This window comes from Vibrio celticus (genome assembly GCF_024347335.1).
Taxonomy (GTDB): Bacteria; Pseudomonadota; Gammaproteobacteria; order Enterobacterales; family Vibrionaceae; genus Vibrio; species Vibrio celticus.
The window spans coordinates 1,503,404-1,526,035 of record NZ_AP025463.1 but is presented as its reverse complement, the minus strand read 5'-3'; the positions used below and the strand labels follow the sequence as shown (position 1 = coordinate 1,526,035).

Annotated in this window: 18 protein-coding genes and 5 pseudogenes; 18 read left to right on the top strand and 5 right to left on the bottom strand. The window is 45.2% G+C overall.

Translation table 11 applies throughout. The features are described from left to right. Positions 1–1,125, top strand: a pseudogene (locus OCV19_RS07055) (aerolysin family beta-barrel pore-forming toxin); the annotation flags it as partial. A gap of 218 nt (positions 1,126–1,343) precedes the next feature. Beyond that, entirely contained in the window at positions 1,344–1,565 is a 222-nt protein-coding gene (locus OCV19_RS07050; protein WP_017059142.1) for a hypothetical protein, read from the top strand. Between the two features lie 128 nt (positions 1,566–1,693). Here the strand turns inward: OCV19_RS07050 and OCV19_RS07045 are convergent, their stop codons facing one another. After that, entirely contained in the window at positions 1,694–2,215 is a 522-nt protein-coding gene (locus tag OCV19_RS07045; protein ID WP_016786196.1) for a DUF2058 domain-containing protein, read from the bottom strand. A gap of 415 nt (positions 2,216–2,630) precedes the next feature. On the opposite strand from OCV19_RS07045, the pseudogene OCV19_RS07040 reads away from it, so the two are divergent. The 4 genes and pseudogenes from OCV19_RS07040 to OCV19_RS07025 all read left to right on the top strand — a co-directional run. Beyond that, a pseudogene (locus OCV19_RS07040) lies at positions 2,631–3,068 on the top strand (phospholipase); the annotation flags it as partial. Positions 3,069–3,135: 67 nt separating this feature from the next. Next, positions 3,136–4,231, top strand: a pseudogene (locus OCV19_RS07035) (ISAs1 family transposase). A 25-nt stretch (positions 4,232–4,256) separates the two neighbouring features. Then, positions 4,257–5,165 (top strand): annotated as a pseudogene (locus tag OCV19_RS07030) (sphingomyelin phosphodiesterase); the annotation flags it as partial. A gap of 39 nt (positions 5,166–5,204) precedes the next feature. Beyond that, the gene (locus OCV19_RS07025; RefSeq protein ID WP_065676972.1) at positions 5,205–6,155 is read left to right on the top strand and encodes a chromosome partitioning protein ParA; all 951 of its coding nucleotides are present in this window, start codon (positions 5,205–5,207) and stop codon (positions 6,153–6,155) included. A 4-nt stretch (positions 6,156–6,159) separates the two neighbouring features. Here the strand turns inward: OCV19_RS07025 and OCV19_RS07020 are convergent, their stop codons facing one another. After that, positions 6,160–7,194 carry an AraC family transcriptional regulator gene (locus tag OCV19_RS07020; protein WP_065676918.1) on the bottom strand — a complete coding sequence of 345 codons (1,035 nt, stop codon included), beginning with the start codon at positions 7,192–7,194 and terminating at the stop codon, positions 6,160–6,162. 170 nt (positions 7,195–7,364) lie between these two features. Here OCV19_RS07020 and OCV19_RS07015 point away from each other — a divergent pair, with 170 nt between their 5' ends. The 7 genes from OCV19_RS07015 to purT all read left to right on the top strand — a co-directional run bounded on the left by OCV19_RS07015 (position 7,365) and on the right by purT (position 14,539). Next, the gene (locus OCV19_RS07015) at positions 7,365–8,378 is read left to right on the top strand and encodes a DUF2804 domain-containing protein (protein WP_065676919.1); all 1,014 of its coding nucleotides are present in this window, start codon (positions 7,365–7,367) and stop codon (positions 8,376–8,378) included. 87 nt (positions 8,379–8,465) lie between these two features. Continuing rightward, on the top strand, positions 8,466–9,314 hold the full coding sequence (locus OCV19_RS07010; protein ID WP_065676920.1) for a sterol desaturase family protein: 849 nt from the start codon (positions 8,466–8,468) through the stop codon (positions 9,312–9,314). A 206-nt stretch (positions 9,315–9,520) separates the two neighbouring features. Next, complete coding sequence (sbcB, locus tag OCV19_RS07005) at positions 9,521–10,945, top strand: exodeoxyribonuclease I (protein ID WP_065676921.1); 1,425 nt, start codon at positions 9,521–9,523, stop codon at positions 10,943–10,945. A gap of 25 nt (positions 10,946–10,970) precedes the next feature. Next, a complete protein-coding gene (locus tag OCV19_RS07000) occupies positions 10,971–11,342 on the top strand; it encodes a CidA/LrgA family protein (RefSeq protein ID WP_041472826.1) in 372 nt (123 codons plus the stop codon). Between the two features lie 2 nt (positions 11,343–11,344). Further along, positions 11,345–12,022, top strand: coding sequence for an LrgB family protein (locus OCV19_RS06995; protein ID WP_012604141.1), 678 nt, complete (start codon positions 11,345–11,347; stop codon positions 12,020–12,022). Positions 12,023–12,308: 286 nt separating this feature from the next. Continuing rightward, on the top strand, positions 12,309–13,196 hold the full coding sequence (gene cdd / locus OCV19_RS06990) for a cytidine deaminase (RefSeq protein ID WP_065676922.1): 888 nt from the start codon (positions 12,309–12,311) through the stop codon (positions 13,194–13,196). Between the two features lie 167 nt (positions 13,197–13,363). Beyond that, positions 13,364–14,539 (top strand): formate-dependent phosphoribosylglycinamide formyltransferase, encoded by a 1,176-nt coding sequence (gene purT, locus OCV19_RS06985; protein ID WP_065676923.1) that lies wholly within the window; start codon positions 13,364–13,366, stop codon positions 14,537–14,539. Positions 14,540–14,667: 128 nt separating this feature from the next. On the opposite strand, the gene OCV19_RS06980 is transcribed toward purT, so the two are convergent. Then, positions 14,668–15,321: a thiopurine S-methyltransferase gene (locus OCV19_RS06980; protein ID WP_065676924.1), complete on the bottom strand. Its 654-nt coding sequence runs from the start codon at positions 15,319–15,321 to the stop codon at positions 14,668–14,670. A gap of 324 nt (positions 15,322–15,645) precedes the next feature. Here OCV19_RS06980 and OCV19_RS06975 point away from each other — a divergent pair, with 324 nt between their 5' ends. Then, a complete protein-coding gene (locus OCV19_RS06975; RefSeq protein WP_065676925.1) occupies positions 15,646–16,422 on the top strand; it encodes a RelA/SpoT domain-containing protein in 777 nt (258 codons plus the stop codon). 193 nt (positions 16,423–16,615) lie between these two features. Further along, entirely contained in the window at positions 16,616–17,611 is a 996-nt protein-coding gene (locus OCV19_RS06970) for an ABC transporter substrate-binding protein (RefSeq protein ID WP_065676926.1), read from the top strand. Positions 17,612–17,783: 172 nt separating this feature from the next. On the opposite strand, the gene ihfA is transcribed toward OCV19_RS06970, so the two are convergent. Beyond that, positions 17,784–18,080, bottom strand: coding sequence for an integration host factor subunit alpha (gene ihfA / locus OCV19_RS06965; protein ID WP_004734853.1), 297 nt, complete (start codon positions 18,078–18,080; stop codon positions 17,784–17,786). A 446-nt stretch (positions 18,081–18,526) separates the two neighbouring features. Between ihfA and OCV19_RS06960 the strand changes: the two are divergent. Then, positions 18,527–18,667, top strand: a pseudogene (locus OCV19_RS06960) (GTP-binding protein); the annotation flags it as partial. A gap of 117 nt (positions 18,668–18,784) precedes the next feature. Here OCV19_RS06960 and OCV19_RS06955 read toward each other — a convergent pair. Continuing rightward, complete coding sequence (locus OCV19_RS06955; protein WP_065676927.1) at positions 18,785–19,681, bottom strand: EamA family transporter; 897 nt, start codon at positions 19,679–19,681, stop codon at positions 18,785–18,787. Positions 19,682–19,784: 103 nt separating this feature from the next. Here OCV19_RS06955 and OCV19_RS06950 point away from each other — a divergent pair, with 103 nt between their 5' ends. Together OCV19_RS06950 and cqsA are read left to right on the top strand one after the other, a co-directional pair. Then, positions 19,785–21,167 carry an aminotransferase-like domain-containing protein gene (locus tag OCV19_RS06950; protein ID WP_065676928.1) on the top strand — a complete coding sequence of 461 codons (1,383 nt, stop codon included), beginning with the start codon at positions 19,785–19,787 and terminating at the stop codon, positions 21,165–21,167. A gap of 268 nt (positions 21,168–21,435) precedes the next feature. Further along, a complete protein-coding gene (gene cqsA / locus OCV19_RS06945; protein ID WP_065676929.1) occupies positions 21,436–22,617 on the top strand; it encodes an alpha-hydroxyketone-type quorum-sensing autoinducer synthase in 1,182 nt (393 codons plus the stop codon). Positions 22,618–22,632: the final 15 nt, after the last annotated feature.

The following is a 22,632-nucleotide window of genomic DNA, read 5'->3' as shown; positions in this document are numbered from 1 at the left end:
AACAGTAACCTTGAAGTTCAACGAGCTTTAGTCAATGACGACACGAACTTTATCAGGCCGCTAAGTTACTTGGCTCATAGTCTTGGTTACGCTTGGGTTAGCGGCAATAACGGGCGTTACGTCGGTCAAGATATGGCAATAGAGCAACTTAACCATGGTTGGGAGATCAAAGGGAATAACAATGGAAGCTGTACCGGTGAGCGTTGTAATGAGAAGACAAGCATCACTGTTGATAACTTCGCTTACATGCTCGATAACACATCGTTTTTACACGGCTCTATAACAGAGACCGACCAAGAGCTGATTGAAACCGTCTCGGCTTATGCAATCAATGATGGCAATCTGCCTAAACAAATCGTCGTTGACCTTCATTTTGAGCAATCCACACAATGGAGTAAAACACAGCGCTTCGACCTTGCTGATTCAGTCGTCATTGATGAGACCTTTCAGTGGCCACAAGTTGGCAAAACAGAGGTAAGAGTCGCGCTAGAAGATGGCCAACGTTTCTCCGATACCAACAGTGGTGCTCGTTTTGAACCAACAGAACTGCAAGCCATCATCACCGTGCCTGCTCACTCAGTACTTCCTTTTCAAGTCGAGTTCTTACGCTCTACCATCACTTACCCATACCGTATCAAAACCAACATGAGTTACGACGTGAACTTCACAGGTTTCCTTCGTTATAGCGGCAATGCACTAAACTCACATCCAACAAACCGCCCGACTGTCTCACACACCTTTACTATGGGAACCACCAGCGAAGATCAAGCCAATATCCGCTACCAATGGGATCACCGTTATATTCCTGGAGAGATGAAATGGTGGGATTGGAGCTGGGCAATCAACACCCATGGCTTGAGTAGCATGCAGTACGCCGCAGGTGCCAGTGTACGTCCTTTCAACACCTATGTTTCAGGCCAGTTTAGTTCGAAGTCACAATACTCTGGAATGATAGACATTGGTACAGAGCACTCTATTGACCCATTTAACGCCATGACACCTTCTGGCGATTACACAACCTACTACGCGGGTGACATCGAAGTTCTGACTGACTTCGATCCTGCGGCTCTAGCGCAACTGGGTTATAACAGCGCTCAGCTAACACTTACCCCAATACAGCAATAACGTCATAGAAAGTGTCATCTGTCATACCAAGCCCTTTGCGTCTGCTCTGGGCTTGATTCATCTTACATTCTCTCAGTCATTCATCTGCATTAGTCTCTAAGCATTCACTTTCTGAATCGTTTTTCATTGACTTAAAAATGAAATCATAACGACACACTAATTTGCGTAACTTAGGGTGCAAATAGGCAATCAGATTACAGTGCCTATCAGGAGGATGTATGAAACCAAATCGATCTACGGTACTCACTGGACATGTAAAACACTGCCCATGTTGCTCTACCGAACTGGTCATCAAAGACCACATTCACGTTTGCCCGCGCAATGAAATTGGCGACTGTTACTTCGATGGCTACGACCAACACGAACAGCGCGCGAATACCGATTTTATCGATCATGCAAGTGCCAATGATAGCCTTGTTTACGGCATGTCAGAACACTGAACGTTAGATAAGATTTGCAGAAGTCATTTCGCGCCAAAAAAAATGCAGCGCCAATCGAGTGATTGTTCGCTGCATTCTTAGATCCTGTAAACTTAGCTAGCCATTAAAATGGAGCTAGGTAAAACGGATTACCACATTAGATCATCTGGGATCACGAAGTCTTTGTACGGGTCATCTTCGTCTACTTCGTCTGTGCTACCTGCCTGCGTATCAACGATAGATTCTTCGTCGCGCATCGCGATCTTGTTCGCTACCGCAGTAGGAATAACAACATAGCTTTCGCCTTGACGCGCGATACTTAGAATACCTTTACTTAGTTGCTTTTGAGTCAGATCTTCTACGTAAAGGTATTTAACTAGCGTACCGTCGGTGAAGTTGTATTTGATCTCACCATTCTTCTGTTCGATCTTGTTCATCTCAATCAGTTGCTTCACTTGAGCTTTAATTTCTTTGCTCAACTGTTGTTCTTTCAACTGTTGGTTTAACTCTTTGTCTTTCGCTTGCTGCGCCAGTTTAGTTTCTTCTGCTGCCGCTTTTGCTTCACGAGACTGAACGCGAGACTTTTTAGAACCCTTCTTCGCCTTCTTTAATTTTTTCTCATTTACCAAGCCAGCTTTAAGCATTTGCTCTTGGAGTGTTAACTTTGCCATGACTTTCCCAGTTCAGGATTAAAAACGGCACTATCATACCTGTTTTTAAGGTTTCTGTTTACTGAACAAGAGTAAATTACAGAACAATCGCAAAATTTGTGCTGATAGATCTAAGCTGTCGCCATAATCCCTTCTAGCTGCTCACAATCTCTACTCTCCCCGAACAAACATTTTTCATTGAAGCATGCCAACATTGGCTGTTCTACCGACTCGAAACCATTATCTGACTCTATTATGCGCGCGCGTACCATTTATCATTCCAACAAGACAATATGTTAATTTTCAATGGTTAATCAACTTTATAAAACCTTGGCATATATCTCATATTTGAATAAATGCCATAGAGTTATAACTCCAATGTCATAACTCTTGACTACGTTATTCTAGACATCAATCAATAAGGATAACGTAAACGATGAAAACTCAATGGACTTGGTTAGCTGCACTTGTGGCATCCACATCAATCGCTTCGACCTCTGCGATCGCAGATACCGACGTGTATCTTACCAATAACACTAATCAAGTGATGACCATTCAAGCCAACCACACTGGGACAGATCTGCTTCAACTTGGGGATGAGTGGCAACAGCATGTTGAACAGATTGGTCCTTGGGAGACGAAGAAGCTGATCAGTTTCAACCGCTGGACTGGTGTGAAATCTGGGAAGACCTATGAGTTTGACACTGTGGTATCGAACGCTGTGGGCGAAAGTGTCACGCTCAACCAAACCATGAAGGGACATTGGTATAACTCGACACTGCAACATGGTTTGAGTGCCGCAGACGTCAACCTAACGTTGCATGACGACCGCAATATTCATCGCAGCACGACCGATGCATTCGGGGTCAATGCCAGGGCGGGATCGCACTTTGTTAACTAATGTGATCTAATAGTGGCAAATCCTCAGATACACAGCAATTTTGAACCTTATTGAATACTTATCTGTCGTCGAAGACACTCGCTCGGACATCAATCAGAAACACAACCTCATCGATGTCATGTTTCTAGTGATTAGCGCTATCGCATCGGGATGTGAAGGTTGGCAAGACATTGAATTTTATGGAGAAGAAAAGCTCGATTGGTTAAGGAAATATAGACCTTTCGAACATGGTATCCCTCGTAGACACACAATAGCTCGCATCTTGCGTTCCGTTGTTGCTGAGTCACTGCTCGAAGCTTTAGCCCTTTGGATAAACGAGCAGCGAACTAGCCATAACAAGCCCATTATCGCATTTGACGGTAAGGTTTGGGGCCCTATCGTAACGACAGAAAACTGCGTTGCAGTTGGTCACCGCTTACGATACCGAGCGTGGTCTAGTTCTGAGCCAGAAGCCGACTGAGAACAAGAATGGTGAGATAAACATTGTACGCCAAATGCTTGATGTTATTAATGTAAAGGGTAGCGTTGTCACGGTTGACGCCTTACATTGCCAGCGTGAAACACTAGAGAAAATCAAAGACAAACAGGCACATGTCGTCGTCCAGGTTAAGAATAATCAGCCCAAGCTTCGAGCGGCTGTTGTGGAGCAGTTCCAAACAGTTTTTGATGCTGGCAAAGAGAAAATAGTCACCGAAATCAAAGAGAAAAAACATGGTCGCAGTGAAGAGCGATACGTGTTTCAGCTCAAGGCTAAATTGCCCGATGACTTAGCTAAGAAGTGGCCAACGGTAAGAAGCATCATAGCAGTGGAGCGCCATCGAGTGATCAACGGTAAAGGCACTGTAGATACGTCCTACTACATTAGTTCTTTGTCGCCGAACAACAAACTCCTGGGTCATTATATTCGCCAGCATTGGCGGATCGAGAACAGTCAGCATTACGTGTTAGATGTTGTTTTTAAAGAGGATAGTTCACGCATCACTTTAGATGGTGCAGTGGAAAACATAGCGTTGTTCAGGCGCTTTGTGATGAATATGCTCAAGCAATGTGACTGTGGTGCGCCAAGCCAAAAAGTGAAATTGAAAAAAGCGGCATGGAACGACGATTATCGGGCTAGAGTATTCTTTGGGTTATAAATCCATCAAAGTATGCTCCCGCCCTGGGGTCAATGCAGAGCTAGCCCTCAAAGCCGATTCTACGGCGCGTTATGATGATATTTATTACACCATCACCCCGCCCAAAGTGGATGAGCAGCCAGAGCCGGATGCCAATACACTGAAAGTCATGACTTACAACATCTGGGCGCTGCCTGCTATCGCGTCGCATATTGGTGACCGCTACGACCTTCTCCCTCAATACGTAAAGGGCTACGATGTATTGGCGCTTCAAGAGGTGTTTGCTAACGGCAGAGATGAGTTCTTGCGTGAGCTTGCAAAAGAGTATCCTTATCAAACCAAAATGCTCGATAAAGACGGGATTAACATCTATGACGGCGGCGTAATCATTGTCAGCCGCTACCCTATCGTTAACGAAGCTCAGTATGTTTTCCCGGATTGCACAGGCACAGATTGCTTTGCTGATAAAGGCGTTAACTACGCAGAAATTATCAAGAATGGTCAGGCTTACCATGTATTCGGCACCCACACGGCATCATTCGATACGGAGACCGCTCGTGATTACCGACAACGTCAATTCAAGCAGATGCGTGCCCTTGCGCAATCTCTGAATATCCCGGCATCAGAAGCTGTAGTTTACAGCGGTGACTTCAACGTGAACAAGCTGAAGTTCCCAGACGACTACCAACAGATGTTCGCTAACCTGCAGGCTGATGAACCAACATACTCTGGTTACACCGCTTCTACCTTTGACCCACGCATCAACAACTTTGCGGGCGAACCTATGTCGGGTGGCGAGAACGTTGAGTATCTCGATTATGTGGTAGTAAGCTCGGAATATGCAGCTAAAGCGCATAACGACAATCGTGTGGATGTCCCAAGATCAACAAGCAGTGAGTTATGGAAGCACTACAACCTTTCAGACCACTTCCCTGTTAGCGCCGTGATCAAGTAGCTCGGTGAACCCATAATGTATCGAGTTATCTTAATCCTCATGCTCGTCGCTGTGGCGAGCATTATTGGCTATTCGTGGTCATCAAAACTAACTGAAACACCGTTATCTTCTGCTCAACACACAGAACCTAAGCCGCGTGTTTCTACGACAACTGCTGACGATAATTTCACACCAACTACAACCGCCAGTTCGGGAAATGCAGCATCACAGAACAAACAAGCCGAAGCTGAATCATCGGGCGGGGAAACGTATGCTGAAAACTTGACTGAGCTTGAAGGTAAGGCTTTGTTCGATGAACTCGATGGGTTCTGGACGCTTTGCCAACAACGTGATGACTGCACTGAGCAACTCACACGATTGAAAGCAGAATTGCCGGGCATATGGTTTGAGTTACTGAGCGACTATCCGCAGCTATCAGTCGACTGGCAATTAACCCAAAGCACTATCCCACTAGAATCCATAGAGACTCTTGAAGAGCGTGTTGCCCTATTCAAACAATCTGCCCAGCAAGTATGGGGAGAGTTGACCCACCAGCTATTTGCAGACCAGTTTGCTCATCTGGATTTCACGCTTGACGCAAACACCCTTGAAGAGAACGAAGCGAGCCAGTTTTTGGCCAACTATCAAGATTTGCTTAGTGAATGGCAAAACAATACGGGCACGTTAAACGCCGAAACACAGCTTCAAAAATATGAACTGGCAGTCTCTTTGATACCCAGCAGTTATAGCCCTGCTGAAATAGCATCAGTCAAAGCCGACCTTCAAGATGCTTACTTAGATGAAGCGCAGGCCAGCAACATTGCCGCGCGAGAACAACAAGTCGCACAACAGCAACAAACCGTGATGAGTTATCACGAGCAACTGGATCAGCTCAAAGCGACCTTAGGCTCTCAGCGCTCATCAAGTTATGCCACTTGGACTCAACAAGATTGGGACAGTTACTATCAACAACAAGTCACCGATTTCAGGGAGCAGTTTTTTAGCAAGTAACGCTTTAACTTAAACCATCACGAAACTGCGCGGGCGTTTTATTGAGCCAACCTTTAAACGCCCTTCTGAAGTTTGCAGGGTCGCTATAACCGAGCCTTTCACCGATGTCATCAATGCTCATGGTTGTACCGAGTAACAGCTCTTTGGCCAGTTCCACTCGAACTTCGGTAAGCAAGACTTGATAACTGGAATCATGGGTCACTAGCTCTCGCCTGAGCGTACGAGAGCTACAACCAAACTCATCCGCAAGTTGTTCAATATTCGGGAAACTGCCTGCGGTTTGATAAAAGATCGTTTTGATCTGGTTAGTCAGCAGATGCTCAGAGTCCAGCGTTTCGACTATCGACTGGCAAGACGCAAGATAGCGCTTCAGTGTTGCGGCATCATGAGTCAATAAGGTTTGCGACAAAACCGAGGCATCAAAACGCAGTTCACAATGGTTTTGTTCAAAAATCACCGGACACTGGAAACGGTCGTCATAGAGCTTGGCGTAATTGGGGCGAGCATAAGGCAAAGCCAAAGTGTGAATATCCAACTCATGACCAGTCAGTTCTTTGAATAAAGAGACGATTGAACTCAAGAAATATTCACTGCAGAAAGGAAGCAGATCGCCCACTTCCAATGTGTTCTCAATCTGAATCACTGCTTGCTCGGAATCTAGAAACAATTTAACCGAGAAGATAGGACCGTTCAGGCGCAAATACTTGAAGCCCGACTTGATGGCCTCCCCGACATTTTGACTGGTTGATAGCGCATAACCCAACACACCAAAGTGGCTCAAGCTAGCGTGTTCTCCCAACCAAAGCCCCAAGCCATCGTGAGGAAAGCTCTGATTGGCCGCGCTAAACAACGAAAGCTTGTCAGCGTAAGTCAGTTTTCCATTCGGATCTCGCCAATCCATGTTCGGTAAACCCACATCATTGAGTAGCCTTTCAATAACAACGCCTCGTTGCTCTAACGTATTCAACAGCAGCGCGATATCTAATGTACCCAACTGATGCCGATGTTCGGTCGGCTTATACTCCGCGATAATCTCCAATCGTCTCTCCTTATATCGAGCCCATTCCCATAAACATGACTACTCACCTTCAACAGCACATGCTGACAAAATCGTGATTGGCAACGCGCTCCTGTCCGAATATGACCTCCCAATTCTACGCGACTCATCGCACAATGGCTTTAGTTGTTAAATTTATGTGAACCATCGCAATGATAAAAACCAACCCAGCCCCACACAGTTTGATTGATTCTAATGGTCAGCCGACCATCGGACATTTCGATGGCATCCCTAAACACCTGAACATCGAGAGCTTTTACTATCGAAACTCGATGGATGCAAAAGCAAACTCTTGGCAGAAGCACTTCCACTACAAACAATTCCAGTTTGTCAGCATCGTCACCGACACACACATTATCGGCGTCGCTATCGCGGATATTCGCTACTTAGGCTCGGCATTTTGTTATCTGTACGATATTGAAAACAACCATCTAGAAGAGTCATCTTGGTTGAGGCCATTAGGGTTTGATAAACAAGTTACCGCTTCGCCATTTGACGGCACGACAAACATTGCAGGCCAAAGTATCACCTTTAATATTGAAGGCGGGCAATGGCGAGTTCGCTTGAATACCAAACTCATCAAGGCCGATATCGCTTTAGAGCCTAAAGCCGACAGCTTGCCCTTGGCGATGTGCAGCCCAACGGGTTATTCAGGTTGGACTTACACTCAAAAGCACAATGCTTTGCGCATCAGCGGTGAAATCCAAATCAAAGGAGAATCACTCGTTCTCCAACAAGCTCGTGCCGGTTATGACTTTTCAGCGGGTTACATGAGGCGTGAGACCAGTTGGCGCTGGGCAAGTATCAACACGCAACCCAATGGCACAGATATTGGCCTAAACCTCGCGGCGGGCGTGAATGAGACTGGAGGCTGCGAAAACGTATTGTGGGTCAGTGGAACCAGACACTTACTTAACCCGGTACAGTTTACGTTCAGTCGCCAAGACACGAACTTGCCTTGGCAGATAACATCACAAGATGGACGTATAAACCTGACCTTTACGCCCTTAAATAACCGCAACGAAAAGCTCAATTTATGGCTGTTAAAGAGTAACTTTCGTCAGTTCATTGGTCACTTTTCTGGCTCGATTGAAGACAACAAGGGAATGACACATCAACTCGATGGTGTTCTTGGCCTAACAGAAGATCACTTTGCTCGCTGGTAGCGTAATTCTGCTGATTGAATCTCAGGCGAGCAAGTCTAAGTAAACTTGATACTAAGAACGCGTATGGCGTCTCAACAAGGATAAAACATGAATATCGACGCATTAATCAATCACCCAGAATGGCTACTGCTGGTATTAGCGCCCTTGTTCGTGGTGTGCATGTTGGCTGAGTATTTTATCGGTCAGAAGCAAGGTCGACTGCCTGATAACTCGAGCTATAAACTTTCAGAAGTAATGTGTAACTTCACGCTGGCAGGAATGCATCAACTCTCCGATTTACTCACCGGGTTATTGGTCGTGCAGCTGTATCTTTGGCTGTTTGGTTGGCGCTTAATGGACGTTGAAATGGGCGTGCTGAGTTTTGTTGTATTGATGGTGTTACAAGACTTTTGCTATTACTGGTTCCATAGAGCAAGCCATCGTGTTCGCTGGATGTGGGCAGCACACGTGGCACACCATAGTTCAGAAAGCATGAACTTCAGTACGGCTTTCCGTCAAAGCTTAATGTATCCACTTGCTGGGATGTGGTTGTTCTGGTTGCCGCTGGTCATCATAGGCTTCGACCCTAATTGGGTGATCTTTGTGGTGCTTCTCAATTTAGGGTTGCAGTTCTTCGTCCATACACAATGGATACGAAACTTGGGGCCACTTGAATACATCTTTAACACCCCTTCGCATCATCGAGTGCATCACGGCAAAAACCCGCAATACATCGATAAGAACTACGCCGGCGTTTTGATCATTTGGGATAAATTGTTTGGTACGTTCGAACCGGAAGTTGAAACTGTACGTTACGGCGTCACTAAACCAGTAAACAGTTTTAACCCTATAATCGTCACCTTTCAAGAATGGAAGGCTATATTCAAAGATTTGAGAAACCGAGAGCTAACCATTAAACAGAAAGTCCAGTTGATACTCTCACCCCCATCGGATTAAACGAACGATAGACAGATTGTATTAACTAAGATACCGCCTCAACTGGATTCAAAGACATCCCCACCGACTCGATTGAATAGTAAAGCACCGTTTTCCGACAATTTATTTGTGATCTGGGTTGCACGCGTACCGCATACTATCAGATACTGAACAAAACTAACCTTCAGCCACAGTAAACGTTCTGCGCTTGCTGTTCAGGAATTTCAATGAGTTCAGATAATCAGCCGACCTACTTCTTTTTCGATTACGAAACGTGGGGCGTTAGCCCAGCAAAAGACCGTCCGAGTCAGTTTGCGGGTGTTCGTACCGACCAAGATTTCAATGTTATTGGAGAGCCTCTGGTTATCTATTGCCAACCTCCTGCTGATTACCTCCCTGCGCCTGAAGCTGCGTTGATCACCCGTATCACACCACAGAAAGCGGCTTCACAAGGTCTCCCTGAGCCAGAGTTTATCGCTAAGATCCATGCTGAGTTGGCGAAACCAAACACCACAAGCCTTGGCTACAACAGTATCCGATTCGATGATGAAGTAACGCGTTACACCTGTTACCGAAATTTCATTGACCCATATGCGTGGAACTGGCAGAACGGCAACTCACGTTGGGATCTATTAGATGTAATGCGCGCTGTTCACGCACTGCGCCCTGAAGGCATTGTTTGGCCAGAGAACGAAGAAGGTTATCCAAGTTTCAAACTGGAACACCTATCTGTGGCAAACGGCATTGAACACGAGAACGCGCACGATGCGATGGCCGATGTTATTGCGACCATCGAGTTAGCAAAGAAGCTTAAAGCTGCACAACCTAAGATGTTCGATTACCTTTACAACATGCGTCATAAGCGTAAGCTAAATGACCTAGTTGATATCGTAAACATGACACCATTGATGCACGTTTCGGGCATGTTTGGCCGTGACTGCAACTACACAAGCTGGATTGTGCCTATGGCTTGGCACCCAACTAATCAAAATGCGGTTATCGTGGTTGATTTAGCTAAAGATCCAAGCCCACTACTAGAACTGGACGCTGATGAACTCAGAGACAGACTCTACACCAAACGCAGTGAACTGAGTGAAGACGAGCTACCCGTACCCATCAAATTGGTTCAACTGAACAAGTGCCCTATTCTTGCTCCAGCCAAAACGCTGACGGCTGAAAATGCCGAAACCATCGGTATCGATCGCCAACAATGCTTGAAGAACTTGGCACTGCTGCGCGAACATCCAGAGATCCGCGAAAAACTCATTGGCCTGTACTCTCAAGAGCGCGAGTACGAAAAGAGTGATGATGTTGATACCCACCTTTACGACGGTTTCTTTTCACCTGCTGATAAAACAGCGATGAACATCATTCGTGAAACTGACCCGAACAACTTGGCAGCTTTGGATATCACCTTCAGTGACGAACGTATTAAACCGTTACTGTTCCGTTACCGTGCACGTAACTTCCCATGGACGCTCGACGAAGCTGAGCAATTGAAATGGGCAAACCATTGTCGTGAGTTTTATGAGTGCCGTTTAGAAGAGTACATGCTCAACCTTGAAAACCTCGCGCACGAACATGAAAGTGACGAGAAGAAAATGGCTATCTTGAAGGCGGTTTATCAATACGTAGAAAAGTTAGCTAGTTAATTCCATTATCAAGAGACGTAACACTTTGAAAGAAAGATTGATCCAACTGGTTTACTGCTTAATCTCCTTCACCTTAATCATAGGTGCACTTACAGTAGGTAACGCGTTACAGCACTTTTTGGATACCTCAATCCCAGGCAGTATTTTTGGCATGTTGATTCTGTTTGCTGCCATGGTGATTGGTATTGTTCCTTCGCACTGGGTACAACCCGGTGCAAGCTTGATTATCCGCCTAATGATCTTACTGTTTGTTCCGATCAGTGTTGGGTTAATGGATCACTTCGACATGCTCATCACGAACGCATTGCCAATTATGGCCAGCGCCGTTGGTGGCACGTTGCTGGTGTTGGTGTCCTTATCATGGTTTTTAGACCGCTTGCTTTCGAGAGGTAACTGATCATGTGGATTCTACTCACCATCGTGGTATTCCTGTTTGCTCGCTGGGTAAGTCAAAAAGTAAACTCACCGCTGTGTAACCCCCTGCTGATCAGCATTGGTATCATCATTCCGATACTCACGTTCTTCAAAGTACCGTTTGAGACTTACTATGCGGACAACACCTGGATTACCTACATGCTGCAGCCCGCGGTAGTTGCCCTTGCTTATCCGCTTTATGAACAGCTACCTCAAATCAGAGCCAACTGGCGCATCATCACCTTTGCTTGCACACTAGGCAGTGTAATGTCGATGACAACGACAGCATTGATCGCTGTGGCTTTTAAAGCAGACTTAAGTTTGATTGCGAGTTTATTAGGTAAATCAGTCACCACGCCAATTGCGATGGAAGTATCGAGCCATTTAGGTGGTGAAGCAGCGATTGCGGCAATACTGGTATTGATTGTTGGTCTGTTTGGGGCGATTTTTGCTTACCCAATCTACAATCTCATTGGTATTAAGAGCCCTATTGCCCGAGGTTTAACCATGGGTACCGTATCTCACGCTTTAGGCACTGCAACCTGTGCTGAAAAGAATCAGGAAGATGCAGCATTCAGTTCTTTGGCTCTTGTGCTTTGCGGCGTCATTACCTCAATCATCGCACCGAGTATATTTTCGCTCGTGGTTTGGTTCTATTCTTAACCTAAACGATCACTACGCGATTCAGCCCAACCAGAATGCTGTTTATTACAGTGTCTGTTTGGGCTTTTTATTCGCATTTATTTAGCAATAGCAGCCAAATCGCGCCCTGTTTAGGCCAATAAATGGGATATCAATGGTAGTTTTTACTCTTGCAATCGATTTCATCTGTGACCTCACTCTAATTATGCAAACCAATGTAACAACAACAACGCAGTGGTGATCAGTGTCACAGAAAATTCCTGAGCATTACATAGAATTAAAGTCTAAGGTCAATTAAGGATTCAACATGAACAGTCGTATTACCCTGGCGCTGGAAAGTGCTCCAACAGCAATCAAAGCACTTTTGAGTGACATCGTATTAGCAGACAACTTTGACGCGACATTGTCTCCAGAACAATTTGCTAGCCTACTGCAAGCAAGTGGTTTAGCGGATGACGAGCTACGTATTGCGCTACTTCCTTTTGCCGCAGCCTATTCTTACGCTCCGTTATCTGACTTTTATGTTGGTGCAATCGTGCGTGGTTTGTCTGGCACTCTGTATTTTGGTGCAAACCTTGAAATCGCTGGTGCTCAACTTGGCCAAACAGTACACGCTGAACAATCTGCAATCAGCCACGCTTGGATGAAAGGCGAACAAGGTATTTCTGATATCACCATCAACTTCAGCCCTTGTGGTCACTGTCGTCAATTCATGAACGAACTGACAACAGCAAAAGAACTTAAAGTTCAGCTGCCACAACGTGATGAAATGTCTCTGCAAGAGTACCTACCAGACTCGTTCGGCCCTGCTGATTTAGGTGTGACAACTGGCCTAATGACAAAACTTGATCATAAGTACACGACCGAAGAAACAACGCCTATTGTTGTAGAAGCGCTAGCAGCACTAAACCGCAGCCATGCTCCTTACACCAAAAACCTAAGTGGTGTTTCATTACAACTCACGTCAGGTGAGATTTTCACGGGTGCTTACGCAGAAAATGCAGCGTTCAACCCGAGCCTACCTCCTCTGCAAGTCGCGTTAATTCAACTTAAACTGGCTGGCTTCGATTTCGAACAAATTGAAAGTGCTGCTTTGGTTGAAATCGCCGAAGGTAGCATCAGTCACCTAGCGGATACGCAATCTACATTAGAAGCGATTAACCCCGACATTCCAGTGACTTACTTAGCAATCTAAGTACATCTGATTAACAAAAATTTAAATAAGCAGCCCTATTTAACAGGGCTGCTTTTTTTATGCCTGTAATTAACGCAACAACTTGCGCAAACGTTTGCTTTTGTCATTGAAATAAGTATGATCACCCCGTTTTCAATCAATCGTTCAAAAGATCGGAAGGAATTTCTATGTTTGGTACTGCTACTCGTGAAAATGCTACTCGTGTACTTCTATTAGGTTCAGGTGAACTCGGCAAAGAAGTTGCTATCGAGTGCCAACGTTTAGGTTTGGAAGTTATTGCTTGTGACCGTTATGCAGACGCACCAGCAATGCAAGTTGCGCATCGTAGCCATGTATTAGACATGTTAGACGGCGATGCACTTCAAGCGATCATTGAACTAGAAAAGCCAGATTATGTGGTTCCTGAAATTGAAGCTATTGCCACCAGCAAGTTGGTAGAGCTAGAAGCGCAAGGCTTAAATGTCGTTCCAACTGCGAATGCGACCAAGCTAACGATGAACCGCGAAGGTATCCGTCGTCTAGCTGCAGAAGAGTTGAAACTGAGCACTTCTCCTTACCGCTTTGCAGACACCTTTGAAGATTTCTCTGCCGCTGTTGAATTCGTGGGCATGCCTTGCGTTGTTAAGCCAGTAATGAGCTCTTCAGGTAAAGGTCAAAGCGTTATCAAAACAGAAGAAGACATTCAGAAGTCTTGGGACTACGCACAAGAAGGCGGTCGTACTGGCGCGGGTCGTGTAATCGTTGAAGGCTTCATCGACTTTGATTACGAAATTACGCTTCTTACCGTTCGCGCAGTCGACGGTGTTCACTTCTGTGCGCCTATCGGTCACCGCCAAGAAGACGGTGATTACCGTGAATCATGGCAGCCACAAGTGATGTCAGACAATGCACTTAAAGCCGCGCAATACACGGCTGAACAAGTGGTTAACGCACTAGGTGGTCACGGCATCTTTGGTGTCGAGCTGTTTGTTAAAGGCGATCACGTGATCTTCAACGAAGTATCCCCTCGCCCACACGATACTGGCTTAGTGACATTGATGTCTCAAGACTCATCTGAATTCACACTGCACGTACGTGCCTTCACTGGTATGCCGATCAAATCCATCACGCAATACGGCCCTTGTGCATCAGCGGTTATCCTTGGCCAAGGCACTTCAACCAACATTCGTTTTGAAGGTCTTACAGAGGCGCTAGACGCACCACAAACACAAGTTCGCCTGTTTGGTAAGCCTGATATCGATGGCCGCCGTCGTCTAGGTGTGGCGCTTACTCGTCGCAACAGCACTGAGACAGCGATTGAAGATGCAATTGAGAGCGCGTCAAAAGTAAAAGTGATTTACTAACCTGCTATTCAATTCTGAACAATCACGAGTTCAAATCTGAACAATAAAAAAGACGGGCTATCGAGCCCGTCTTTTTATTGGTGTTTTCTTTTATATCGAAGTCATCTGTTTGCTTGAGTTCAAAGCGATTAAGCTTCTGACTCAATCAAATACACTTCTTCACTGAATCGAGACAAGCCTTTCTTAGCAATCTTCGGATGTTCATCGTCCGCTATATCTTGATTCAACAATGTGATTTTGTATCCAGTGAACAACTGAGTGATCTCTAGTTTAGGTACGCTAAACGGAGGCCCCGCCATCTCGCTTTGGTCATAATCTAGAGTCACCAGAAGGATCTTACCACCCGGTTTCAGCAGTTGTTTCAAACGCTCTACATACTGCACTCGCATCTCTTCAGGCAATGCGACTAAAGACGCGCGATCATAAATGGTATCGACAGGCTGGATTGGTGCTGTGAAGTAATCGCCCGTGTAGATGTTCAGTTCATCGAATTGGTAGAGCTCGTGCTGACCGCTAATTTGAGTCACAGTCGGGGTATAAAGGTGCTCTGCAAAAAATGCGCGAACCGCAATCTGGCTTAACTCGACACCTTGAACATCTTCATGCTTTGAAGCTAGCCAAATCAGATCTTCACTTTTACCACAAAGTGGAACAAACACACTCTTCTCGTAGCTAGGCTCAGTCTTTTCCCAAAATTTAATCAGAAGTGGGTTTACATCTTCGAGGTGGAAACCAATTTGGTTGGCTGCCCATTTATTGTGCCAAAATTCAGGATTATTCATCTTTCGTTCATGTTAAACAGTCATAATGCAAGGGTACAGTATAGAGAGGTAAGAGCAACCTTAGCTTGGTTTAAAGTACCAAATTGGTTTCGATAAAATCAGAAACTGGCTAAGTTCAAAGTTCTGATAATTGCGGAACTAACGGTTGGATTATTTGTCTATATCTTCACATTTTAAAGCAATATTAAACGTTAGAGTTGATTTCTGTCTTAGCTAGCCCCATTTAATATTTAGTGAGTTTGGTTAAGCTGTTTTTACTCTTGTGCGTTACTGGTTACCCCTTTTGACTACCCGTTTTTTGTAACCTTGTATTTTGGAGTTTGAATGAGTGTATTTCTCCGTACGACGGCCCTAATGCTTTTGGTATTGAGCCGAGCGCCTGCATTCGCAGCAGCACCTGTTTCAGCAAGTTCAACAGATCAAACGCGCACTCCTGCGCAAAACCAAGTATCTTCAAACGTATTCCGTCATAGTTTGAGCGGCCTTTACGGCATCAAAGCCTTCGATTCACGCCCGACTCAGCCTTACACCGACTTCGATATTCTGTACAGCAAAGCGCATCAAGGCCAAGCTGAATTAGAAACTATCTGTAAAAGTACTGCCCTACTCACCAATTCTGAAGCGCTATTTGCTGGCGTTAAATCTCAAGCTCGTGCAGAAGAAAAAATCGCCCTCGAGCTTGATGGTGATGTGACAAAAATTACCGACTTAGCCCGTGCAACTATCATCGCGAACGATGTAGAGAGCTTGGTTGAAGTTTACGAAGCGTTAAGCCGTGAAGCAGACGTTGTTAAGCTGAAAAACAAGTTTAAATCACCAGCTGACTCTGGCTACCGTGACCTTAACTTGTTGGTTCGTTTGCCTAAAACCAACATCATTGCAGAGGTTCAACTTCACTTAAAAGCGATTGCTGATGTGAAAAGTGGCCCTGAGCACGAGCTGTACGAAATTATCCAAGGTATTGAGCGTCACGCAATTGCAGAACATCGCCCAATCAACGATATCGAAGCGGCGCAAATCAATAGCCTACGACGCCAATCTTTAGAGCTTTACCAACAAGCATGGCAACCGTACATTACAACGCACATTAAAGCGGCTTAACACATAGATAGGCTATTCCAATAAACATCACAAGGGCTGCACTCGCAGCCCTTTTTAGTACTTGTTGAGTAGCCTCTCCACTTCCTATCCCAAATAATCAGATCGTTTAAATTTAGATCTCAGTCTCTTTTCTCCGTCGAACATTTCTGTTTCTATAGCGAATAAGCTTCTGACAAGAAAAGGAATTACGTCAATGCAGAATAACAAATCCATGCTTTCCATCGCGCTACTTGCTGCGTTTTCTGTACACGCTAGTGCTGACGAATGCGGAAAGATCACCATTGCAGACATGAACTGGAACTCGGCAAGCCTAATAGCACACGTAGACCAATTTATTCTTAATGAAGGCTATGGCTGCGACGCACAACTTATCCCCGGAGATAGCGTTCCAACGGGTACCTCTATGATCGAAAAAGGTCAGCCAGATGTCGCACCCGAACTTTGGACAAACGGAATCAAAGAAGCACTCGACAAAGGCGTAGCGGATAAACGGTTACGTTATGCAGGTAAGTCGCTGGTTAATGGGGGTGAAGAAGGGTTTTGGGTCCCGAACTACCTTGTTGAACAGTACCCAGAGCTTACAACCATTGAAGGTGTGATTAAAAACGCAAAGCTGTTTGAACACCCAGAAGATGATGAGAAGTTTGCGTTTTATAGCTGCCCTGCGGGTTGGACTTGTCAGATAACTTCCGAACACTTGTTTAATGCGATGGGTTTAGATCAACATGGATTTGAAATGGTTGACCCAGGTTCAGGTGCTGCACTTGCAGGAACCATTGCGAAAGCTTATGAGCGTGAGAAGCCATGGTTTGGTTACTATTGGTCACCAACACCTGTGCTAGGTAAATATGATATGGTCAAGGTTGATTTCGGAAGCGGCATCGACATCGAAGAATTCCGTAACTGTACGACGCAACCCGATTGTGAATCTCCTAAAGTGACCATGTATCCACCAGCACCGGTTCACACAATCACCACAGAAGCCTTTGCTAATAACGAACCTCTTGCCTACCAATACTTTGAAAAGCGTGGTTTTACCAATAAACAAATGAGTGAGTTGCTGGCCTGGATGGAAGACAACCAAGCCGACGCCGAAGAAGCCATGTATTACTTTCTAGAAAGCTCACCACAGGTATGGAAGCCTTGGGTGTCTGAAGACATCGCAAGTAAGGTTCAACAAGCCCTTTAGAGTGAAGATTCAAAGTCAGAGGCCTAGCCTCTGTTTTCGCATCTAAAGCAAGTTCTTACAGGACAGTAAATAGATGGAGTTTGAGAAAGGTTACTAAAAGTTAAAGAAATGCGTTTAGCTTAAACTCTTTGCAGATACAAAAAGACCACGCTAGGCGTGGTCTATTGCTTGGCTACTTCTCGATTTTAATATTTTCGACACGGGCCTTTAGTTTTTGTCCCGGTCTAAAAGTAACAACACGTCGAGCAGAAATTGGAATGTCTTCACCAGTTTTCGGGTTACGACCAGGTCGCTCGTTTTTCTCGCGAAGATCAAAATTACCAAAACCAGACAGTTTTACCTGTTCGCCATTTTCGAGCGCTTTACGAACTTCTTCGAAAAACACTTCCACCGTTTCCTTGGCATCCCGCTTGCTGTATCCGAGTGTCTCAAACAGGTTCTCAGCCAAATCGGCCTTCGTGAGTGCCATAAAACTTTCCTCAAAGCTATGTTAAACATTGCTACCATCGCCAGTAGCGCCAAAGCATTTACCCTATTCAATCAATGAGATAAGGTCATTTACAAGGAAAGTGTATGCCAAGCTTCTGATTTTCGCCAACTTTTTTATCTTAACTATTTAATTATTCTTTCAAATCAGAAAGATAACTCGCTTCAAATTTCACATATATAGCTAAAAACCATCTACTCAACAGTAACTAAATGGAGTTATATTCTATACAAATAACCCTTAATAGAATTTAAAACTTTAGCGAACTAAATAATAATTTTTGAGACTTTTGTCCGATACCCAATAAAATCAGCCACTTGATTTGATATGGGACTCAACAGAGGTTACTAAACAAGCGTTATTAAATATAAGATTTGTATCATTTCAGAATTTAATTCGAATTCACTTATAAAAGCCTATGTTCTTTTGGGGTTTTCGGTTACAACTTAACAGAGGATGGCTTGACGGAATCAGAACTCGATGAGTGTATCGAAACCAGAATAGAAATGATCGGTCTAGAAATAGACGATTATCTTGAGAGCCAGTTACTTGCGTGTATGGTTAGTTGATTGCTTAGTAAGTTGGTTATTTAAATAACTTCACTTCTTCGACATAGAATAAGACCTCACAAGTGCGAGGTCTTATTTGTCATTCAAAGCTGCTCATGCAATATCAGCTTTCTTCAATCATTTTTGTTCAGCAAGTGTTTGTGTCGCTTTGGTATTCGTTACATTCGCAGGTTTCACAATCAAACCAATCCCGACAAGAAACAGTATTGATGCAACAACCTGAGCCACAGACAGCACCTCATCATACATAAAGTAACCGCTAATCAATGCGAAGATAGGCACTAACAAGGTTAACGGCGCGGTCGTGCTTAAAGGGTATTGGATTAGCAGCTTATTCCATACCCAATAACCAAATAGCGTGGTTGGGTAAGCCTGAAACAGCACCGCAATCGTCGTGTTCCAATCCCATTGTTCGATGCCCTGCCAGATAATTTGGTCACCATGTAACATCACAGCAAACAACACCAACGGCACTGGCGCAAACAGCATTCCCCACACATTGAATGCAAAAGCCTGTTTAGTTTTAGACGCCTTAACAATCACGCCCATCAAGGTCCAACTGCACGCCGCAATCATAATCAAGATCACGCCATTAACGGTGACATTGCCCGTTGCTGCAGATACCAATACCGCCAACGCACACATGGCTAGCATCGCACCCAATAATTTACGAACGGAAGCACTCTCCTTGAACACCCACACGCCAACCGCCATGCCGATTAATACGTTGGTTGAAAGCAAGACCGATGAAAGCCCAGACGATAAACCAGCTGTGATCGACCATGAAGCCATACCCCAGATACCCACACCGAACACAAAGCCATAACTGACTAAGTAGCGCCAAGCGACATTAGGTCTCGCTACAAAAAATATCACCGGAATCACCGCTAGCGAGAAACGCGCGGCGGTTGCTAACAACGGATGAACATTAGTCACACCCATTTTGATCATCGAGAAGTTGAATCCCCAAATCGCCATGACGAATACCGCTAACAACAAATCATTTCTTTTCATACTGACCCCTCCTTTGTTTCGAATGAGTATCCCTTGAACAATAAAACCAGTACAGATACAATTTTTACAATAAAAACCAGCACAGTTAATAACGGTCGTGACAATGAGTATCTACAGAAAGCTAGCCAATCAGTTTATCGATGAGATAGAAACAGGCAAAAGACCGGAAGGCGGACGCATGCCTTCGCTACGTCAATTGGCCAAGCAACAAGCTATCAGCATGTCGACCGTGGTGAGCTGTTACCAAGAATTGGAATCACAAGGCTGGATACATTCTCGACCGCAAGCAGGGTATTTTGTCTCGCCTCACAAGCCGTCTCACTCAACGCCTGAGTGGGCACAGTTTGAAAGTAAGATATCGAGTGTTAAGCAAACCTCTTCGACCCACAACTCAATCAACGGGCCGTTAGGGGTTTCGAGCACCACCAATGATGAGCAGTCGATCGTAGAATTGGAACGAAGTTTTCGTCGCACTATCAAACGGATGGGAAGTAGGCTCAACCATTACCCAGATACACAAGGTGAGCCGATCTTGCGACAGGCATTATCCACTCACTTTGCCAAGCTCGATGTGCACTTTTCACCTGAAGAGATGGTGATCACCGCTGGATGTATGTCGGCGATTAAAGCTGCACTTGAATCGTGTACCAAAGAAGGCGACACCATTGCGATTAGCTCTCCTTGTTTCAATGGAATTCTGGAGTTACTCGGAAAGATGTCACGCCAGATCATAGAAATCCCATCGCTCGATGATGGTGTCGACTTGCAACAACTGGAAGCGCATTTGAAAAATAAACAAGTCGATGCCGCTATCTTTTGTACCTCTCACATGAACCCTCAAGGGATCAATATGTCGGCAAGTCAAAAACAGAAGCTTGCCGAATTAGCGAATCACTATCGAGTTCCGATCATTGAAGATGATGTGTATCTTGAACTGTCCTACTCCTCACACACACCACTCCCCGCGAAATACTACGACAAAGGCGGTTTTGTCTTATGGTGTGGATCAGTATCGAAAAGTTTGTCACCGAGTTACCGTTTGGGATGGTGCTTGCCGGGCAGGTTTATCAACGAATACAAGGCTCAGTTCTCAGCTGCGAGCTACGGCGTTGCCCTGCCCACTCAGCTTGCGGTTGCTGACTTTATTGGATCTGGCCAATACGCTAAGCACGTGAGGAGAAGATGCTCTCAGATCTTGTCTTTGCGCCAGCAATACCTAAGTTATTTGTCTCAGCACCTTCCTCAAGATGTGAAGATAAGTAACCCACAAGGTGGCATGGTGCTTTGGCTGCAAATCCCAAGCTTGAACCAGTCAGCCTTTGCTCAGGGCATTACCGAGAAGAACATTGATATTAGGCTTGGACACCTGTTCAGCACTCTCGACCTTTACAGCAATTGCTTACGCATCAATATTGGGTATTCGTTAGAGGGTGAAGCCAAGCAGCAATTGGATGCCTTAATCGAGCTTATCCATATTCACAGCTAACGCCCCGGTGCCTTCAAAATCCACTTTTTTTAAAGCCTTTCGAACACCGAATTTTAATAGCCTTTTGTCATAAAAAAGAAGGCTATTATTCCTATCTTAATTCGGGTAAAGCCCCGAACCGTAAGGAAACCCACTCGCCTCAAAACCCTTAAATGCTGAGTTTGCAAGCACCCACAAAATTATGCAACTTGGCTAATGACACATCACTTTTTATCGTCAATATACAGCCGTCAGCGCTGGCGTTTTCCTGTATTTGAAGAGAACTATTATGAGTGATAAAACAAAAAACAAACCACTACCTTCCTTTATCGAAGAACGCTTGAACTTCTATATTCAAGACCTGATTACCCAGAACCAAAGCCAGAAGCATTTAGTATTGGGTAAACGCCCCCAGCGTAATTCCGTTGTGATGCAGAGCAATGATTACTTAGCGCTGTCACACAACAAACAGATCCAACAAGCCCATCAAGCGGCGATCTGTGAGCACGATGACAACGTGGTGATGTCTGCCATTTTCTTACAAGATGATCAGTCTAAACCTGCGTTCGAAACTGAGCTTGCGAACTATGTTGGAATGGAGAGCTGTTTGCTTTCTCAATCGGGCTGGGCGGCCAATATTGGGCTATTGCAAACCATCTGCCCACCGGGCACACCTGTTTATATTGATTTCCTTGCACACATGTCGCTATGGGAAGGGATTCGCGCTGCCGGCGCCCTCGCCCACCCGTTTATGCATAACAATATGAATCACCTACGCAAACAGTTAGAGCGCCACGGCTCAGGCGTCATTGTTGTCGACTCGGTATACAGCACAATCGGCACCATTGCCCCACTGCGCGACATCTACGAAATGGCGCAAGAGTTTGATTGTGCGGTCGTCGTTGATGAATCCCATTCACTGGGTACACATGGAGAAAATGGTGCAGGCTTAGTGCAAGCATTGGGGCTCACCAACCAAGTCGACTTCATCACCGTTAGCTTGGCAAAAACCTTTGCTTACCGCGCTGGGGCAATCCTTGGCCCTAAACAACTCTCTAAAACCTTGCCGTTTGTGGCGTACCCTGCGATTTTTAGCTCGACAGTGTTACCACAAGAAGTGGTTCGTTTAGAAAAAACGTTAGAGGTGATCAAAGGTGCGGAAGACAAACGAGAAGCCTTATTCAATCGGGCAAAATCGCTGACTACGGGGCTAAAGCGAATTGGCTTTAATATCCGCAGTGAGTCTCAAATTGTAGCGCTAGAGTGCGGCAATGAAAGAAACACGGAGCGTGTGCGTGACTTCTTAGAAGAACGTGTTGTGTTCGGTGCGGTTTTCTGCCGCCCTGCCACTGGCAAGAACAAAAACATCATCCGTTTTTCAGTGAATGCCGACATGACGCCAAGAGACATTGACCATGTGCTCACGGTTTGTCACGAAGCGTACCATCACCCCGAGTTAGAGTTCGTGTAACCTTTTTCGAACCAT